The 17,833-nt window shown below is 59.0% G+C and carries 17 protein-coding genes and 1 tRNA gene; 9 read left to right on the forward strand and 9 right to left on the reverse strand.

The features are described from left to right. Nucleotides 1–160: 160 nt before the first annotated feature. The 3 genes from MWH26_RS20165 to MWH26_RS16575 all read left to right on the forward strand — a co-directional run bounded on the left by MWH26_RS20165 (nt 161) and on the right by MWH26_RS16575 (nt 4,022). On the forward strand, nt 161–289 hold the full coding sequence (locus MWH26_RS20165; protein ID WP_262921968.1) for a hypothetical protein: 129 nt from the start codon (nt 161–163) through the stop codon (nt 287–289). A gap of 8 nt (nt 290–297) precedes the next feature. Beyond that, nucleotides 298–2,610: a TonB-dependent receptor plug domain-containing protein gene (locus MWH26_RS16570; RefSeq protein ID WP_375374023.1), complete on the forward strand. Its 2,313-nt coding sequence runs from the start codon at nt 298–300 to the stop codon at nt 2,608–2,610. Nucleotides 2,611–2,735: 125 nt separating this feature from the next. After that, complete coding sequence (locus MWH26_RS16575; protein ID WP_247975146.1) at nt 2,736–4,022, forward strand: M16 family metallopeptidase; 1,287 nt, start codon at nt 2,736–2,738, stop codon at nt 4,020–4,022. Between the two features lie 93 nt (nt 4,023–4,115). On the opposite strand, the gene MWH26_RS16580 is transcribed toward MWH26_RS16575, so the two are convergent. The 3 genes from MWH26_RS16580 to MWH26_RS16590 form a co-directional block, all read right to left on the reverse strand. Continuing rightward, the gene (locus tag MWH26_RS16580; RefSeq protein WP_247975147.1) at nt 4,116–4,772 is read right to left on the reverse strand and encodes a hypothetical protein; all 657 of its coding nucleotides are present in this window, start codon (nt 4,770–4,772) and stop codon (nt 4,116–4,118) included. Nucleotides 4,773–4,963: 191 nt separating this feature from the next. Next, nucleotides 4,964–5,311 carry a hypothetical protein gene (locus tag MWH26_RS16585; RefSeq protein ID WP_247975148.1) on the reverse strand — a complete coding sequence of 116 codons (348 nt, stop codon included), beginning with the start codon at nt 5,309–5,311 and terminating at the stop codon, nt 4,964–4,966. Nucleotides 5,312–5,429: 118 nt separating this feature from the next. Continuing rightward, nucleotides 5,430–5,978 carry a hypothetical protein gene (locus MWH26_RS16590; RefSeq protein WP_247975149.1) on the reverse strand — a complete coding sequence of 183 codons (549 nt, stop codon included), beginning with the start codon at nt 5,976–5,978 and terminating at the stop codon, nt 5,430–5,432. Nucleotides 5,979–6,254: 276 nt separating this feature from the next. Here MWH26_RS16590 and pheS point away from each other — a divergent pair, with 276 nt between their 5' ends. The 4 genes from pheS to MWH26_RS16610 all read left to right on the forward strand — a co-directional run bounded on the left by pheS (nt 6,255) and on the right by MWH26_RS16610 (nt 8,744). Beyond that, the gene (gene pheS / locus MWH26_RS16595) at nt 6,255–7,292 is read left to right on the forward strand and encodes a phenylalanine--tRNA ligase subunit alpha (RefSeq protein ID WP_247977102.1); all 1,038 of its coding nucleotides are present in this window, start codon (nt 6,255–6,257) and stop codon (nt 7,290–7,292) included. 182 nt (nt 7,293–7,474) lie between these two features. Then, nucleotides 7,475–7,921 (forward strand): Rieske (2Fe-2S) protein, encoded by a 447-nt coding sequence (locus tag MWH26_RS16600; RefSeq protein ID WP_247975150.1) that lies wholly within the window; start codon nt 7,475–7,477, stop codon nt 7,919–7,921. A 97-nt stretch (nt 7,922–8,018) separates the two neighbouring features. After that, nucleotides 8,019–8,092, forward strand: a tRNA-Asn gene (locus MWH26_RS16605). A 475-nt stretch (nt 8,093–8,567) separates the two neighbouring features. Continuing rightward, entirely contained in the window at nt 8,568–8,744 is a 177-nt protein-coding gene (locus MWH26_RS16610; RefSeq protein ID WP_188556951.1) for a hypothetical protein, read from the forward strand. 84 nt (nt 8,745–8,828) lie between these two features. On the opposite strand, the gene MWH26_RS16615 is transcribed toward MWH26_RS16610, so the two are convergent. From MWH26_RS16615 to MWH26_RS16640, 6 genes are all read right to left on the reverse strand, one after another. Next, nucleotides 8,829–11,270 (reverse strand): T9SS type A sorting domain-containing protein, encoded by a 2,442-nt coding sequence (locus tag MWH26_RS16615; RefSeq protein ID WP_247975151.1) that lies wholly within the window; start codon nt 11,268–11,270, stop codon nt 8,829–8,831. Nucleotides 11,271–11,575: 305 nt separating this feature from the next. After that, on the reverse strand, nt 11,576–12,250 hold the full coding sequence (locus tag MWH26_RS16620) for a sterol desaturase family protein (RefSeq protein WP_247975152.1): 675 nt from the start codon (nt 12,248–12,250) through the stop codon (nt 11,576–11,578). Between the two features lie 71 nt (nt 12,251–12,321). Further along, nucleotides 12,322–12,888 carry a shikimate kinase gene (locus MWH26_RS16625; protein WP_247975153.1) on the reverse strand — a complete coding sequence of 189 codons (567 nt, stop codon included), beginning with the start codon at nt 12,886–12,888 and terminating at the stop codon, nt 12,322–12,324. An 80-nt stretch (nt 12,889–12,968) separates the two neighbouring features. Then, a complete protein-coding gene (locus MWH26_RS16630; RefSeq protein WP_247975154.1) occupies nt 12,969–14,027 on the reverse strand; it encodes an ABC transporter permease in 1,059 nt (352 codons plus the stop codon). A gap of 86 nt (nt 14,028–14,113) precedes the next feature. After that, a complete protein-coding gene (locus MWH26_RS16635) occupies nt 14,114–15,220 on the reverse strand; it encodes a BT_3928 family protein (RefSeq protein ID WP_244698003.1) in 1,107 nt (368 codons plus the stop codon). 166 nt (nt 15,221–15,386) lie between these two features. Further along, nucleotides 15,387–15,941 (reverse strand): DUF1599 domain-containing protein, encoded by a 555-nt coding sequence (locus MWH26_RS16640; RefSeq protein WP_247975155.1) that lies wholly within the window; start codon nt 15,939–15,941, stop codon nt 15,387–15,389. A 173-nt stretch (nt 15,942–16,114) separates the two neighbouring features. Here MWH26_RS16640 and folP point away from each other — a divergent pair, with 173 nt between their 5' ends. Continuing rightward, on the forward strand, nt 16,115–16,993 hold the full coding sequence (gene folP, locus MWH26_RS16645; RefSeq protein WP_247975156.1) for a dihydropteroate synthase: 879 nt from the start codon (nt 16,115–16,117) through the stop codon (nt 16,991–16,993). Next, nucleotides 16,990–17,832, forward strand: coding sequence for a diadenylate cyclase CdaA (gene cdaA, locus MWH26_RS16650; RefSeq protein ID WP_247975157.1), 843 nt, complete (start codon nt 16,990–16,992; stop codon nt 17,830–17,832). The genes folP and cdaA overlap by 4 nt, the downstream gene beginning before the upstream one ends. The last annotated feature ends 1 nt before the right edge of the window (nt 17,833 follow it).

A 17,833-nucleotide genomic window follows, 5' to 3' on the forward strand; every position in this document is an offset into this window, starting at 1 on the left:
CCAGCAGCCCGATACCCTGGCGTCGCGCCGCGCGGGCGTGGCATTACCAATCGATAGTTTAGCGGCGCTGCCTGCGGCTACCACCGAACCAAATGGGTTTAGTAATAAAGTACCAGGCGTTCAACTTACTCCATCAGCTAACTTACTCCCCTACCTCCCTGTGCAAGAACAGCTGCGCCAAGTAGCTGGAGTACAGGCCACGCCCTACTCCGGGGCGCCGGGGGCCCAAGTGGCGGTGCGCATCCGGGGGCGGCCAGCCTGTCATCCAATGCCCAGCCCCTATACGTAGTGGATGGCATGCCCGTGTTTCAAAACACGTTTCGGCCGGGCACCAGTACTTCTAATGGCACAATAGGCTTTGTAGCGACAGAAATGCAGGAGTTGGACGCGAATCCGCTGCTGAGCATTCCTACCGAGGATATAGAGAGCGTACAGGTGCTGAAAGGGGCCTACGAAACCGCTCGCTACGGCTCCCAGGCCGTGAATGGCGTTATCCTGATTACTACCCGCCGGGGCCAGCTAGGCAAGCCCCGCCTTACGTACGCCGGCTACGGCGGCGTGCAACGCACCCGCTACCGCTACGATTTGCTGGATGCGCGGGAGTATGCCGTTCTCCGCAACGAAACTGCCCAGCGCTACGGTGACCCCGCGCCCTATTCTGCCGCCGATATAGCCGCCCTGGGCACCGGTACCGACTGGCAGCGGGAAGTACTGCGCACGGCCGCCGTGCAGGAGCACCACCTGGGCCTGGCGGGCGGCAGCAGTGCCACCCGTTACTACGTGGCCACCGACTACCTGAGCCAACAAGGCGTAGTGCTGAACTCGCGCCTGCGCCGCTACGCCACCCGGGCAGCCGTTACCCAGCAACTTGGGCAGCGCCTACGCTTGGAAGCCAGCGGCAGCCTAGCGCACCTGGAGCAGCGCCTACCCAACAACGGAGTCACGAGTGCTACCCTGCTGGCCCTGCCCACCACTGCGCCCAATATGCCTACTACTTCCATTTTCGAGCTTAATCCGGCACGGTTGGCCGAGGGCAATTACCAAACGCCCACGCACCGCCGCCTGCTGGCTCAGCTCCGGGCCGAGTACCGGCTACCCATTGGTTTTACCTTGGATGTGCGCGCCGGGCTGGAGCGCAACACGTTGCGCAGTCACTCCTACCAGATGGCTGTTTCTGGTATTCCGGCCGGCGAAAACGGCAACCTCGCCTTCACTTACCGCCAGCTGGTGCTCAGCTCGGCCCTGCGCTACGCCCACAGCTTCGGACAGTTGCAGCAGCACGTGGTGGCGGCCAGTGTGGAAGCCCAGCGCCAAGACCGCCTGACCACTACCGAGCAACAATCCTACCTACCCGGTACGGCCCCCGGCGTTACGCTGGGCGGTAGCAGCAGCAGCACCGAGGACCAGCTGAACTTCTATCAGCTTACAACCGACTACACCTTTGCCGGGCGCTACCAGGTGCGGGGCACCCTGCGCCGCGACGCCAGCAGCAGCTTTGTCGTCCAGGACCGGTGGCAGTGGCTCCCCGGCGGGCAAGTTATCTGGCACGCCTCGCAGGAAAAATTTCTGGCCGGTACGGGGTTCCACCTAAAGCTGTGGACGGGCGGGGGGCGGACGTCGGCTCGGGGCCTGACGGGGCGCAACTTCACGTATCAGTTCATTCCTATAAACGGTACTATCTCGCAGCGCATCACTGTGCTTACCCCCGACCACACCACCCACCTGGACGCGGGTCTGGAAGCCGGCCTGCCCAACAACCGGCTGACGGTGACCGTGGAAGGATACACCCGCCGCACCCGGCACCAGGGCATCACCCCTACCAACACCACTGATCTGGCCCGCCTGCGCAACACGGGCCTGGAGCTGACGGTACGCAGCAGCTGGCAGGCCGGTAGGCTTCAGGCCACTAGCCAATTGGCGGCGGCTTTTAACCGTAACCGGTTAGAGACTGATGCCAGCGTGTTTGGCTACTTCTTCGCTTATCACCGCACCTATTCCGGCCAACCGCTCAGCACCTTTAACGGCCTGCGCTACCTGGGGCCCGATGCCACCGGCCAGCCTGCTTTCCAAGATGGAAACGGGGACGGACGGGGCAACTTCGCCGACCAGGCGCCCCTAGGTAGCGGCCTGCCCCGGCAGCTACTCAGCCTGAATCAGCACTTTGCCCTGGGCCGCTTTGGCGTGCAGCTGCAGGCCGATGGCATGTTTGGGCAGCAGATGCTAAACACTACGCTATTGAGTTTGGACGTGCCAGAAGGACTCTACCGGAATTCTTCGGGCCGGGTGCGGCAACGCTGGACGCCTACCACTCCCACCGCCGAGGTTCCGGCAGCGGGCACCTACTTTCAGACCCTTGCTAGCACCTACACCCTGCAATCCGGTAATCATGCGCGGCTGTCGGCCGTTACGGTCAGCTATAAGGTTTGGGAGAAAGAAGCACGCAGTGCATCCGTGTGGCTGGGTGGCCACAACCTACTGGTGCTCACCAAGTACCGCGGCTACGACCCCAACGTCAGCTCCGCTGGCGCCGACAACCAGCAGGCTGGCCTGGATGCCGGGGCCTACCCCACGGCCCGCACCCTGCTGCTAGGCCTGCGGGCCACGCTGTAACCCCCGGCTTGGCGGCCTGCGTACATCTTCCGACCTTGCCTAGCCAGCCGCCCGAAACTTCTATTTCGGGCGGCTGGTTGTTTATCTTATTGCCCCGCTGGGCACTACCTCCCCGCTGACTTTCTATGATTCACTTCGAAGAATTTACCCTTGAAAACGGCCTGCGCTGCATTGTGCACGAAGACCACAGTACGCCCATGGCTGTGCTCAACGTGCTCTACAACGTCGGCTCCCGCGACGAGGACCCCGCGCACACCGGCTTCGCGCACCTTTTTGAGCACCTGATGTTTTCGGGCTCCGTGAACATTCCCAGCTACGACGAGCCCCTGCAGTTGGTGGGCGGCGAAAACAACGCCTTCACCTCTCCCGACATTACCAATTACTACCTCACCCTGCCCGCTGCCAATCTGGAAACTGGTTTCTGGCTGGAGTCGGACCGTATGCTAAACCTGGCTTTCTCGGAAAATGGCTTGGAAGTACAGCGTAAAGTGGTGGTGGAAGAGTTTAAGCAGAACTACCTCAACCAGCCCTACGGCGACGTGTGGCTAAAGCTGCGCCCCCTGGCTTACCAGCACCACCCCTACCAGTGGGCTACCATCGGCAAGGAAGTCAGCCACATCGAAGACGCGACCATGCAGCAGGTGCGCGACTTTTTTGCCAAGCACTACTCGCCCAGCAACGCCATTCTGGTGGTGGCCGGCGACGTGACAGTGGCTGAAGCTCAGCGCCTGGCTGAAAAGTGGTTTGGACCCATCTCCGGCGGTACCCGCTACGAGCGGCAGCTTCCTCGGGAACCGCGCCAAACGGAGGCCCGCCACCTGGAGGTAACTGCCGAAGTACCCTTGTCGGCGCTCTATAAGGTGTACCACATTCCGGGCCGGGCCGAGGAGGGCTACTACGCCGCCGACTTGCTCAGCGACTTGCTGGGCCGGGGCAAATCCTCGCGCTTGTACCAGCAGTTGGTGAAAGAAACTCCCCTGTTCAACTCAATTTCGGCCTCCGTTATGGGTTCCTTTGAGCCGGGCCTGCTGGTAGTGAGCGGCAAGCTCAATAACGGCGTAACTATAGAGGAGGCCGATGCAGCGGTGGAAGCTGTGCTGGCAGAACTTCGGGCCACGGAAGTGCCCACCGCGGAGCTAGAGAAAGTAAAAAATCAGGCCGAAGCCAGCATTGTATTCAGCGAAATAGAGTTGCTTAACCGCGCCATGAATCTGGCGTTCAGCAAGCTGCTCGGCAACGCCGACCTCGTTAACCAAGAAAGCGCCAAGGTACAGGCTGTTACGCCGACGCACGTGCTGGCCGCAGCCCAGGAAGTCCTGCGGCCCGACAACTGCAGCACCTTGTTTTATCGGGCGGCATCTGCCGCTACTACTCTTCCGGCGGAGCCGGAATTGGTAGAATTGGCAAACTAGACGGTAAGTGTAAGTACACTAAGTTTATAACAGAACAGCCCGCTCGGATTACCGAGCGGGCTGTTCTGTTACCTAAGTACTTCACGGAGAGGCTTACCAGCCGCTACCGCCACTACCCCAGCCGTCATCGGCCTTCTTCTTGGGAGCAGCTTTCTTCACCGGAGCAGCCGTTTTCTTGGTGGTACTAGTAGCACCACCGCTTTTGGCAGTACCCGAAGCGCCTGCACCGCTGGCTTTAGGCGCCGCCGGAGCCGGTGTAGCTGCTACAGGAGCGGGCTCGGGCTCTGCTACCGGAATGATAGGAGCTGGCGCTGGCGCAGTGGGCATTGGGTCAGCAGAGCGCACACTCCGACGCACATACGGCTTCATGGGGCGGCCCCGATAATCCGTGGTTACGCGGCGTGAGGGAGCGGCCGAAAAGCCGGGGGCCAGGCTAGCGCCAATCGGCTGGCTTTCAGCAGCGGGAGCGGCCGAAGCAGCGCCGCCGGCTGCACCACCCCATTCTCCGCTACCCGAAGCAGGAGCCGCAGTAGCGGTGGGCGCAGGCGTGGCGGCTGCGGGCTCAGCAGCAGGGGCTACCGCCGCTTTAGCAGCAGTGGTTTTCTTGGCAGGAGCAGCCGATTTTTTGGCCGGAGCACCCCAACCATCGGAGGCAGTATCCCAGCCGCCCGATGATTTTTTCTGGGCTACGGCTGGCGCTGCCAGCAGTACGCCGCCAATCAGCAACAGTGGGAGGAATTGACGAGTCATAAAAGAAGGTATAAAGCAGATTCTTACCGCAAAGGTACGGCACCCCGCGCGGGCCCGAAACCCCCGCCTCACATTTTGGCCTAACGCGGCCTTGCCCGAGAAGTTCCATCTCAAAGCCGAAATTCAGAAATTCAACGGGCCCTTAGCTTACCGCACCTCCATGGTGGTAGGGCTACAGTCGGCGGTGGCTTCTACGGTCGGCCGGCGGCTTTCTTGCCGCCCTCAGCTGAAATGGTGGTCGGACCACCGGCGGGCTGTTTGGCAGGCTTTTTCTTTAGTGGCCGGCCCATGTAGTCTGTGGTTGGGGGGCTGGGCATGTTCAGGCGTAAGCCAGGAGCCAGCTTCAAGTTTTCCTCATCACGCCGGCCGGAGCGGTCGTAGCGCGCGTAAGCTCCGGCTCGGGCTCTTGGGCGGGAGCTAGAGGTTCGCTGGTAGGCGGCTTTGGTGCGCGTCGCTGGTTTGGTTTGTGCCTGGGTAGGTGCCTCCGTAAATAGGCAAGCTAGGCCAACCAGCAAAAAGGGTAGCAGTGAGGTTCTCATAGGAAGGAAGCCGTAAGAAGTTCAAGTAGTTACCGCGTGTTTTCCCTCATACGGCAACAGCCCGGCAACGGCTATGCCGTCCGGGCTGTACGCGGTACTGAACCAACAGAACATGGGCTTACCAACCTGCTGCCATGGGCTCCTGACTTACATCAGCTTGCGCGGAGGCCGACACGGTAGTATTTGCTACGGGTTTGCGCACGGGGCGGCCGTGGTAATCAGTGCTGGTGCCGCGGTAGGGGGCCGTGTTCATTCCGGGGGCTATCATAACGCCCGAGGAACGCATCATCGGGTCGTCCTGAGCTACTTCTACGGAGCGGGGGCGCTTGGATTTGGGCTTGGCTACAGGACGGCCGTGGTAGTCGGTGCTGGTGCCGCGGTAGGGTGAGGAGCTCATGCCGGGCGCTACCATCACCCCCGACGACTGCATCATGGGGTCCGTATCGGTGGTAGCGGCAGCTTCCCAGCTATTGCTGGGGCTGGCTAGGGCGGCCGGCTCGCTCCAGGTTTCCAGCGCCGGCCACTCGGGCTCCGGAGCTGCGGCAGAAGGCGCCACGCTGGTGTTGGCCAGCTTGCCAGCTTTCACTTTCGATTGGGTTTGTGCCTGCGCCTGGGACGCACTAAAGAAGGCCACTGCCACAGCAGCGGAGAGAAGGTAACGTTTCATCGGGAAAGGCAGATCAGGAGGTGAATACCACACCCGGCCGAACCGGGCTTGCAGCCAGCTGGCTAACGGGTGGCGCCCCACGTTCAGCCTCAGTTGCCGCTTGTGTTCAGGCTATTTGCAGCAACCATACCAGTTTTTTACTCCGGTCCGAGCAGGTGGTTAACTTACATGAAATTTGCGTTGTATAAATCATATGTTATTGATAATCAGACAGTAATTTTCATCAATCAGCGAATAGCAGGCATCTCGCTGCAATCAAGTTACCTTTGCCCCATGATGCAGGATAACATCGCGCGGCTGCGGGCCGAAATTGAAGCCTACGACCTTTCTACAGCGGAACAGCTCGACCAGTTTCGCATTGCCTATACCGGCCGCAAGGGCCAGCTAGCCGATCTGTTCGACCAGTTGAAAACGGTACCACAAGAAGACCGCCGGGCCGTGGGCCAGGAGCTTAACCAGCTCAAGCAGCAGGCTCTGGCCCGCTTTGAGCAGCGCCAGCAGGAGTTGGAGGCCGCTGCGGCCAACGCCCCCGCCGATCCTACCTTCGATTACACGCTGCCTACCACCCCCAATGCTCTCGGTACCCGCCACCCCTTGAGCTTGGTGCGCGAGGAAATCGTGCGTATTCTGGCCCGAATCGGCTTTAACGTGGAGGAAGGCCCGGAAATCGAGGACGACTGGCACAACTTCACGGCCCTGAACTTCCCGGAAAACCACCCCGCCCGCGACATGCAGGACACGTTCTTCGTGCGCCGCACACCCGGCGAGCAGGAATGGGTATTGCGTACGCACACCAGCCCGGTGCAGGTGCGCGTGATGCAGACGCAGAAGCCTCCAATTCGGAGCATTATGCCCGGCCGCGTGTACCGCAACGAGGCCATTTCGGCGCGGGCCCACATGATGTTCCATCAAGTGGAAGCCCTGTTTGTGGATGAAAACGTTAGCTTCGCCGACCTCAAGCAGACGGTGTATTACTTTGTGCAGGAGCTGTTTGGTCAAGACATGCAGGTGCGGTTTCGGCCCTCTTTCTTCCCTTTCACGGAGCCCAGCGCGGAAATCGACATTACCTGCCTGATCTGCAAAGGCAAGGGCTGCAATATCTGTAAGGGTACGGGCTGGGTAGAAATTGGGGGGTGCGGCATGGTGGACCCGGCCGTGCTAGAGCAATCCGGCATTGATCCGGAACGCTATTCTGGCTACGCCTGGGGTATGGGCATTGAGCGCATCACCATGCTTAAGTACCAGATTAAGGATCTGCGCTTGTTCACGGAAAACGACACTCGCTTTCTGCGTCAGTTTGAAAGTGCCCAGTAAAGCGCCTAATCACTACTAGGCAAGCTCCCATTTACGGCTGTAGGTGGGAGCTTTTTGCATCCCTACCTTAGCCACGCTGAACAAGAGCTTTCTCTTGGATATACAACCAACCGTAAGCCTTGCGTGTATCAGTGCGGGCAAGTTGTGCGTTCTACCCGTTCCGCTGTTTTACGCTTCCACTTATGTTCTTCACTCCTTTCCGACGCACGTGCGCTGTTGCCTGTAGTATTCTGGCCACCGGGCTGATGTCGGCGGCCTGCAATTCCGCCACCAACGACGCCCAACCTCAAATTCCGCTAGCGGCCGTAAACGAGGTTGTGTTTCTGACCAATCAGGAAAACAGCAACCTGCGCTTTGATAATGGAGCTGTGTACCACAAGGGGGGCGTGCGCGGCCTCATCATTGTCCGGCAAAATGCCAACAGCTACCTAGCCTTCGACCGTAATTGCCCCTACCAACCTCTGGACACCTGCGCACGGGTAAAAATCGACCCATTTCTGCGGCTTTACGATCCGTGCTGCAAGTCACAGTTTAGCTTTCAGGGGCAAGTACAGGGCGGCCCAGCCACCCGCCCCCTGCGCCAGTACAACACGGCGCTGTCTGGCAATACTCTGACAATCACGAACTAATTGTTTTTCTGTATTTTTTTCGAAATACATGTTTGGACGTTCCAGAACTTTGCTCTAATATTGCACCAGCAACGGCGAAAAACACGCCGCCATAGCCGCTTCCTTAGCTCAGCCGGTTAGAGCATCTGACTGTTAATCAGAGGGTCCCTGGTTCGAGCCCAGGAGGGAGCGCACAAACCCGGTAGTAGACTTACACTTAGTCTGCTACCGGGTTTTTTCTTTGCTGGTAGTACAGCTCGTGGGACAACGCTAAAAGAATGTTCCGCCCATTTGATTAACAAACGCCCGCTTCCTGACGACTGCCATAATTGCCAGGGTGGTGGCGGTTAATGAGTTGACGAAATCTCAGACCGTGATGACTGCCCACGCCCAGTACATCTTCAGGTGATGGCCTTACAGGGAACAAGCGGCCACCGTACCAGCCTCGGGTTTGTTGGAGAGCTTTGACTTGGCCCGCACACTTCCTGATACACGCACCTGCTGCACGTCCAGACCGGGGGTTTCGCTACCTCTCACGCCAAATCATTGTAGAATACCCAGAGCTAGGCTGTTCACCGCCCTGGATACTAACCTTTTCCGGGGCGAAAGAGTACATGCAGAAAGAGCCCTCTCATCGTGGCTTGCGTTCCACTATCTCTCCTGCACCATGACTACTTTCCGCTTTCCCCTCACCCTGGCTTTTCTTGTGCTGTTCACGTTTTCACTGAGCAGTTGCGATGCTATTGGCACCATCTTCAAGGCCGGCGCCTGGACGGGCCTGATTGGCGTGTTCCTGATTGTGCTGCTGCTCTGGCTGGTAGTTAACCGCTTCCGCCGGCGTTAACCGTTCCCTTTCCTGCCACAAACACGCAACGGCCGCCCCTACGTAGGGGCGGCCGTTGCGTGTTTTTCTAGGGCTTGAAGTTCGTTATTCTTTCACCACGCGGATGCTCTGACTGCCTTCAGCCGTGCGAATGCGCACTACGTACATGCCGGCTGGTTGGTGGGTTAGGTCGAAGCTACCGTCGGGAGCAATAGCGGCTACCCGGGCGCCCAGCACGTTCAGCACTTCAGCGCCCCCAGCCGCCGTGCCGCTGGGTAGCAGTACCTGAAAGCGGGTAGTACCGGGGTTAGGCACCACCTGGGCCGCTACTTCCGCTGCCGCTACCACCACTACCTGCGACAGGGCCTCGGTACCGTCCGTATCACGCTGGCGCAAGCGGTAGTAGCTGATGCCCGGTAGCGGAGCCGTATCTAGGAAGCGGTACTGCTGTCCCTGGCTGGTGGTGCCATGCCCGGCTACCGTTCCAATGGCGCTGAAGGCTTGCCCGTTCGCACTGCGCTCCACAGTAAATCCGTTGTTGTGTAGCTCCGCAGCCGTTCGCCAGTTGCACGACACGGCAGCGCCAACCCGAGTGACCCTGAAGGCCACCAGCTGCACGGGTAGTACGCCCCGGCTCTGGGAGGTAACGCCAAAGGGCGAAAACTTTTTAATGCCGCCTTTTTTGCTACCCTTCGTGTTGCCTCTCACAATCAAGGAAGGCGTATCGCGCACTCCATCCCAACTGGCACCGGTTGTGTAGTGGTCAATAAAGGCGTTGTTGGCCTGGAAGTCGGTGCCCTCGTCCTTGGTAGTCCAGAAGGCCTGCAGGGTTATGTCGGAGTTGCCAGGGACTTCTTCGCTTACAAACCAGGTTTTCTTGACCACGCCTATGGTTAGCGGCTCAGCCCCGTTTTCATTGGCATCGTAGGAGCGGTACACGTTGTTGGCAACCCGCACCTTATAGGTATCCTCGGAGTTAGCAGCCGTTTGCGAGAGTACTACCGGCGAGTAATCGTTCAGGTCGGGGGTAACGGCCACCGGGAAGTTAACTTCGGCGCCGGAGCTAGTGACGGTTTGACGCAGCCCGCCTTTGCCGTTGGTTACAAAAAGCCCCGAGCCGGCCAGCATTTCCACCGAGCCTTCTTTCAAAATGGTCAGGTCGAAGTCGCGCAGAGCCAGGGCCGACAGACCGGTGCTACTGAAGCTTACCTTGTTGCTAACCAACACGTTGCTTCCTAGCTGCTTGGCTCCGGTGCCGGTTAGCTTCAGAATACCATAGCTGCCTCCATCCACGGTTTGCGGACCCGTGGTAGTCGTGTTGCTGTACTCCACGGTGCTGGTGGTAGCCAACGCGCCCAGGGTAATGCCGCCGCTGGTCAGTTTATCGATTTGCAGTACTGAGCCGGCCGTAACATCCACCGTGGCGTTCAGGTTGTCGTGGCCACCCAGGTAAAGCGTGGCCGGTTCGCCGGGCCGCCCCACTACCAGCTTGGTGTTAGCGCCTTTCAGGCTCAGCGCCGCCCCGCTGCTCAGGCGGCTAACTCCGGCCGTATTGCCCCGCACATAAAAGGTTGTGTTATCCAGGTTGAAGTTAGCGGGCTGGGTGCCGGTGCCATCAGCATTCACACCCCAGCTGCTTTTGTCGTTCAGGTTGCCAGTAGTGGCCGAATAGAAAATATTGGTTTCGGGCGTGATGGTCACGTCGTCCAAGCTTAGCCCGTTGCCGTTGGAAGTCGAGTTGAACACGTACGACCAACGAATCATAATCTCTTCGCCGTTGGCTAAGCCGGCTCCGAAGGGCGAGCTACCGCCCCCAATAAGCTTGGCCCGCGCTACCCGCCGGTTGGTGGCGGAGTTGCCGTCGCTGCTGGCAATAACGGCCGCCGTAGAGGGCGCATTCACCATCAAGTCACCGATTTCCGTCCAGGTGCCGCTTACCAAAGCTGCCTTTTCCGCAGCGCTGGCCGTGGCCGGCAGCTTGCGGTACCACACCCGTACGCGGGCGTCATCCATTTTGCCGGAGTTGTACCACTGCTCCATGGCGTAGGCCACTTCCAGGTTCTTGATTAGCGTACCAGACGAGTTTTGCAGCCGAATGCCGATGTAGCCCACTCCGGTGTCGGTGCTAGTGGCGGCAATACCACCCAGGGCCCGGTCGGGGGAGCTGGTTGCAGCGCCGAAGTGGTACCAACCCGCGCCAGCTGCCGTGCCATCTGGGTTTACCGTCTTGCCCTGGGAACCATTGTCGGGCGGAATGGTCCGGTCGTAGAATATGGCGGTGGGAGTTGCCCGAATGCTGGTCGGAAATTCCTGAGCCCCGTGCTTGTTCAGGGTAAAGCCGGCGTACACGCCCAGTAGCGTTTGGTTGTTGACAAACACGCTGTTTGTGTTGCCGAGCGCATTAAAGTTCTGCACGTAAGGAGCCAGCCCGTTGGAGGTGCCGTCGGTGGTAGGCTTGTCCTTGAACACGTACTGCGCCTGCGCTACGCCCGAGCAGCAGGCCAACAAGGTAAGCAAAGGCAATACTCGGGTAGAGGGTGCTTTCATACAGAGCAGTAAAGGATATGGCTGAAAGACTCATTCTGACAAAATCCTTCTGAATTTTCCCACAATGGTTTTTCAAATGTATATAATCATTCCTATTATAAATTATATCAGTAGCTGAATAAGTATATTTAGAAGTTAAATTATATAATCTACCTACCATTTCTTGATACTTCTTTCATTAATTCAATTTTTTATTGTAGAGCTTGCCTACGGACAACTCACACTGAGTATAGGGTTGGACATAAAAAAAGAGCCTGACGTTTTGGTCAGGCTCTTTCAAAGCGGGAAAACAGGAGTATGCTTGCCTATGCGCTCTTCTTGGGCATGGTCCCGACGATATGGTCCCACAAGGTGGTGCTCACTCCGAAGGCAATTTCATCCTGGCGGTAGTGGTGCTGGGCGTGGTGGTGCCACCAGAACTTGAGAAAGTTTTTCGGGGGCGAATACACGTGGATGGCGTAATGCACAAACAGGTACAGGGCGTAGCCAAATACGAAGCCAGCCAGCACGCCGTAGCCCGCGTTACCGAAAGTGAAGCGGAAAATAAAAAACAGAAGCGAAGCTACGAACACCGTCAGGATGGGCGGCATGGCCAAGCGCGTTTTGTCCTTGGGAAACTCGTGGTGGACGCCGTGCATGGTGTACTGAAACTTAGCCTTACGGGGCGTATTGGTGCTCATGTGGTACACGAAGCGGTGCATTAGATACTCCGCCAGGGTAAAGAGCAGCCATCCGCCCAGAAAAAGACCAAAGGCCGACAACCCGGTAAGCAGGCCCTCGCTGAGGCTGTAGTAGAGGCTCACGCCCGCCACGGCAAAGAAAATAGAGAGCGGACCGGCAATGTGCGTGTGCGTGAGACGCTCCAGAACCGGATTTTCAAACAGACGGGCCGAGCCCTTGTGTTTCGGCTTGATGGCCTCGGGAGTTTTAACCGGCGTTACTGTAGTGCTGGTTTCCAGGGTTTCAGAAGAGGTGTTCATGCCAATACAGGAATGATGAAGGCGCAAAAGTACACAGGGCCGCGCAAATGCCAGGCCAACTACTACCCCCCTTAGGCAGTAGTGAAATAACGCGCTATTAGCTGCTGCACGGCCTCCAAGGAGCAGGTAGGAGCCGCGCAGCAAATTGGGGCGCTGTCGTAAAACCCCTGGCGGGCAGCTAAGGTTTCGCGCAGGCGCGTTTCCAGCCCGGCTGCGTCGGGCAAAGCGGCCAGCAGGGGGCGGCTAGCCGCCACGGCTTGCAGGCGCCGCACCAGTTCCTCTACCGGCACGGCCAGGTAAAGCGTTAGGCCGGTGGTCAGTAGTACCTCCAGGTTATGATGAAAGCAGGGCGTGCCCCCACCCGTAGCCAGCACCAGCCGTGGGTAAGTAGCTACCACGTCGCGGAGGGTATCGGCTTCCCGCTGGCGAAAATACTCCTCGCCTTCCTGGGCGAAGATTTCAGAGACGCTGCGCTGCTCCCGCTGCACTATTTCCTCATCCAAATCCAGGAAGGGGAGGCCATAGGCTACGGCCAAGGCCCGGCCCAGGGTGGTTTTGCCCGCCCCCGGCATCCCTATCAAATGCAGCCGCTTAGCAGTGGCAGGTAGGGCGTAACGAACTGGGCTGGGGCGAGTCATGAGGAAAAGAAACTACTTGATCAGCAAAGCCATGTAGGGTTGCATGCTTGCTCGGACTGTAATAGAAAAAGGCTCAGCACCTATCCTAGCTTCACGCGGGGGTCCAGCAGGGCGTAGAGTACATCAACTACAATGTTAACCACCACGAAAAGCGCGGCAATAAAGATGGTAGCGCCCATGACAATGGGGAAATCCAGGTTTTCTACGGCGCGCAATGTGACGGTACCCAGGCCCTTCCAGTTGAAGATGTACTCGATGAAAAAGGCACCCGCCATGAGCGAAGCCAGCCACCCCGACACGGCCGTAATCACCGGGTTCAGGGCGTTTTTTACAGCGTGGCCCATGACGGTGCGGTAACTAGAGAGGCCCTTGGCCCGCGCCGTGCGGATATAGTCCTGGCTCATGACCTCCAGCATGGAGGAGCGGGTTAGCTGCACGATAACGGCCAAGGGGCGGATGCCCAGGGCAAAAGCTGGGAGCAGCAAGTTCTTCAGAGTCAGGTGGCGGCCAGAAAAGGCGTCGGTTTCGTAGAGCTGGCCCGTGAGGTTCAGCCCCGTCCAGTTGCTCCAGTAAAACCCGAACGTCATGGCAATAAGAATGGCCGCCACGAAGGATGGCACCGAAATGCCCAGCACCGAGGTGGAAAGCAGGGTCCGGTCGAGCCAGGAGTGGGGTTTTAGGGCCGCCACAATGCCCAGCACAATGCCCAGCACCGCCGCCAGCAACATGGCCGCCACGGCCAGCCAGAGCGTGCCGGTGAAGTGGTCAAGCAGAATGCTGAGCACCTCCTTGTTGCTTTGAAAGGAGCGGCGCAGGTAAGGCGTTTTCAGCACCAACGCCTTTTCACTTCCGAGGGGCAGCAACTGCACGCCGCCGTACTTGGCCACCCCCGCCGAGTCGCGCGGGTGCACGCCCAGCGGCGACACGTCATTCAGGTAGCCAGCCAATTGGGCGGGTAGGGGCTGGTCCAGGCCCAAGTCGGCGGCAATGGCGGCGCGGGTTGCGGCGTCGCTACGCTGCCCGGCCAGCAGGGCTACCGGGTCGCCGGGCAGCACCTGAAACAGGAAAAACACCGTCAGCGCTACCCCAACTAGCACCAGTACGCCCTGCCACAATCGGCTTAAAATGAAACCTAGCATCTTCTTCAGTTGCTAGTTGCCAATTGCCAGTTTTCAGTGAGCAACAGAATAATCTGGTGACTGATAACCGGCAGCTGGCAACTGATTTACAGCAGTTCCTCTAGCTTGCTGGCTTCGGGAATATCGTGGTAATGAAACTTGCCCTTCACTACCCCATCCTGCAGCAGAATAAAGCCGGGGTTGGAGCGAATCATGGACTTGAGCACGGTGGCGTCGGCGAAGTAGTAGGTGCCGGCCAGGTTCACGTCGTGGCGAAAGGCGTCAAACTCCTGCGGGCTGCTGCTGGTAATGATGAGGGGCCGAATCTGCTTGCGCGACTTGGCCGCATCCTCCATCAGCTTGCTGATGTCCTTGAACCGGTCTCGGTCGGCCGTATTGGCGCTTTGCACAATCAGCAGCAGCTTGTTGCCGGTCAGCACGTCCTGGGTGTGGTCCTTGCCCTCGGCATCGAAGATGGAGAAGTCGGTGATGACGGGTTTGGACGTGAGCGGGTTGAGCACTTCCATGCTCTTGTATTTCCAGGTTGAGTCGGTGGGGTATTCCGTGAAGGTTTTAGTTTCGCCGTTGCGCTCCATCACGTACTGGTACTTGGCCTGCTCCTGGGGCTTCATGAGCTTGCCTATGTCGTTACCCACCTTGTAGGGTAGGAAGTCGAAGTAGGGCAAGTGGCCCAGGGCCCGCACCCCAATGCCAATGGCCACGGCCGAGGCCAGGGTGATGTACATCACGCCCAGCGTGCCTTTGGCAAATACCCGGCGCAAGTAGCGCTGGTTGAAGAACACCACGGCCCAGAGCACGAGCAGGAACAGGTCCTTGAAGAAGGAAGTCCAGGGCGTGAGCTTGATGAAGTCGCCGAAGCAGCCGCAGTCGGTTACCTTATTAAAGGCCGCCGAGTAGAACGTCAGGAACCCGAAGAACACCAGCAGGGCCAGCAGCACCCACAGGGTTTGGCGCAGCATCCAGCGCAGCAGCACAGCCACGCCCAGCACCACTTCCAGGGAGCTGAGCACAATGCTCAGGGTGCGGGAATGCGGAATAAAGATTTCGAAGAAAGAGCCGAAGTCCTTGGAGAATACCTCAAAGTACTCCTCCAGCTTGAGGGCAGTGCCCACGGGGTCGTTCAGCTTTACGAGGCCCGAGAAGATAAACACAACGCCCAGCAGCAGCCAGCAAATACGGGTAACTTGTTTCATGTGGGGTCTTGGAAACTTAGGGTCTTGGGGTCTTAGATGTAGCCAGGTTAGCAACCAGCCAAGGGCACATACTGCTGGCAAGCCTGCGCTGTTCCGTTTTTCCTCGCAGAGTTATGACAGTAGGGCCCGCTTCTCTGAACAAAGTAACAGAACGAGAACCAAGACCCTAAGACCCCGAGTCCCCAAGTCCCATTTTAATCAACACAAACACGGCGTAGTTCAGCATGTCGCGGTAGTTGGCTTCTACGCCTTCCGAAACGCGGGTGAGGCCGCCCAAATCTTCGATTTGCTTGGTGCGGTGCAGCTTCATCAGAATGATGTCCGTGATGCTTTCAATGCGCATCTGCCGCCAGGCCTCGCCGTAATCGTGGTTTTTGGCGAACAGCAGCCGGCGGTTTTCGGCTACCTGCGCGTCGTAGGCGGCGGCTACGGCGGTGGGCTCCAGCTCTAGGGGCGCCTCAGGGGGTAGGCCCAGCTGCATGAGAGCAATAATGCAGTAGTTGATGATGGCCACGAATTCTTCTTCTACTCCATCGGCCACCAGCTGCACGCCCTTTTCCTGAATGCTGCGGATGCGCTGGGCTTTAATGTAAATCTGGTCCGTAACGGAGGGTAGGCGCAGGATGCGCCAGGCCGTGCCGTAGTCGTGGGTTTTGGCCAGAAACAGCTGCCGACACCGGGCAATGACCTGGTCGTATTCGTGCTGGGTTTGATTCTCCAAGTTTTTGGGGCTATTTTGGAGGGTCTTGGGGGCTTCGGGTCTTGGGGTCTTGGATTACGCGCTGAGCTGATTCTTCTCCATCAGACACTGACAGCCGCCCAGCTCCTCGCTGACCTGCCTCCTGCCCACCCACCGGCCATCCAAGACCCCAAGACCCGAAGCCCCCAAGACCCATGACAACGCAAGATACGTGCTTTTCCCCGAGGCAAACCCTGCGCTGCCGCGGCGGCCGGGTGCTAGATTTACGCCAGCCCCAGGTGATGGGCATCCTGAACCTGACTCCGGACTCATTCTTCGCGGGTAACCGCATTGGTAGTGAGCATGAGCTGCTGCGCCGGGCCGAGCAGATGCTGCGCGCTGGGGCTGCCGTGCTGGATTTGGGTGGCTACTCCTCCCGGCCCGGCGCCGAGCACATTTCCGCCGACGAAGAGAAAAAGCGCCTACTGCCCGCCGTAGAGGCCGTGCGCCAAACTTTTCCAGACGCCGTTATTTCCGTGGATACCTTCCGGGCCGCGGTAGCGGCCGAGGCCGTAGCCGCCGGCGCCGACATGCTCAACGACATCAGCGGGGGCACCCTGGACGAGGACATGTTTGCCACGGTGGGCCGGCTGGGCGTGCCCTACATTCTGATGCACATGCGCGGCACGCCCCAAACCATGACCCAGCTTACCCACTACGAAGACGATTTGGTGCTGGAGCTGGTGCGCTACTTCCGCGACAAGCTGGCCGAGCTGCGCCACCACGGGGTGGTAGATGTGGTGCTGGACCCCGGCTTCGGGTTTGCCAAAACGCCGGCCCAGGGCCACGAGCTGCTGCGGCGGCTGCGGGAGCTGCATGTGCTGGGGTTGCCCATACTGGCGGGCCTCTCGCGCAAAAGCATGGTGTACAAACCTCTGGGCCTTACGCCCGAGGCGGCCCTGGCTGGCACCATTACCGTCAATACCCTGGCCGTGCTCAACGGGGCCCGTCTGCTGCGCGTACACGACGTGGCCGAAGCAGTGCAAACTATCCAGCTCGTTTCCAGTACCTACCCCCTACCCCACTCGTCGTGATTGGCGCCTTCACCATCGGCTTCCTGCGCATCGGCTGGATAGACGTCGTGGACGTACTTCTGGTCACGGCCCTGTTTTACCAGCTCTACAAGCTACTGACGGGTAGCGTGGCCCTGAAGGTGTTTCTGGGTTTCATGTCGCTTTACCTGGTGTACTTGGTGGTAAAGGCGGTGGGCATGGAGCTGCTAACCAGTATTTTAGGTCAGTTTATGAGTGTGGGTGTGCTGGCCGGCATCATTCTGTTTCAGCAGGAAATCCGGCGGTTTTTGCTCAATGTGGGCAAGGCTACTTCGTTTGGCAACCGTCTGCGCATGTTTCCGTGGCGGCGCGAGCCCCAGCAGGAGCGCATGAACATCACCCCGTTTATTGAAGCCGCCAAAAGCCTGGCCAGCAAGCAAACCGGGGCCCTCATTGCCTTCAGCATGGCTTCTGACTTGAAGTTTTTCGCTGATTCCGGCGACCTGATTGATGCGGCCGTGAGTAAGCGCCTGCTCATGAGCATCTTCAACAAAACCTCGCCCCTGCACGACGGCGCCGTCATTATCACCAACGGCCGCATTCGGGCCGCCCGCTGCATCCTACCCGTCAGCGAAAACCCCGATGTGCCCGCCTCCATGGGCTTGCGCCACCGCGCCGCCATCGGCCTCACCGAAATTACCGACGCTATTGTGCTGGTAGTAAGCGAGGAAACCGGCCAAATTTCCCTGGTTCGCGGCGGCGAAGTATTCCGCAACCTAGCCCCCGCCGACCTGCGCGCCCGCCTCAACGAGTTTCTGTTTGATGTGGCACCCAAGCCCACCGCCGCAGCTGGCTCCGCTACTGCCGAGGTAGCAGCATAGC

It is taken from the genome of Hymenobacter sublimis (assembly GCF_023101345.1).
Lineage (GTDB): Bacteria > Bacteroidota > Bacteroidia > Cytophagales > Hymenobacteraceae > Hymenobacter > Hymenobacter sublimis.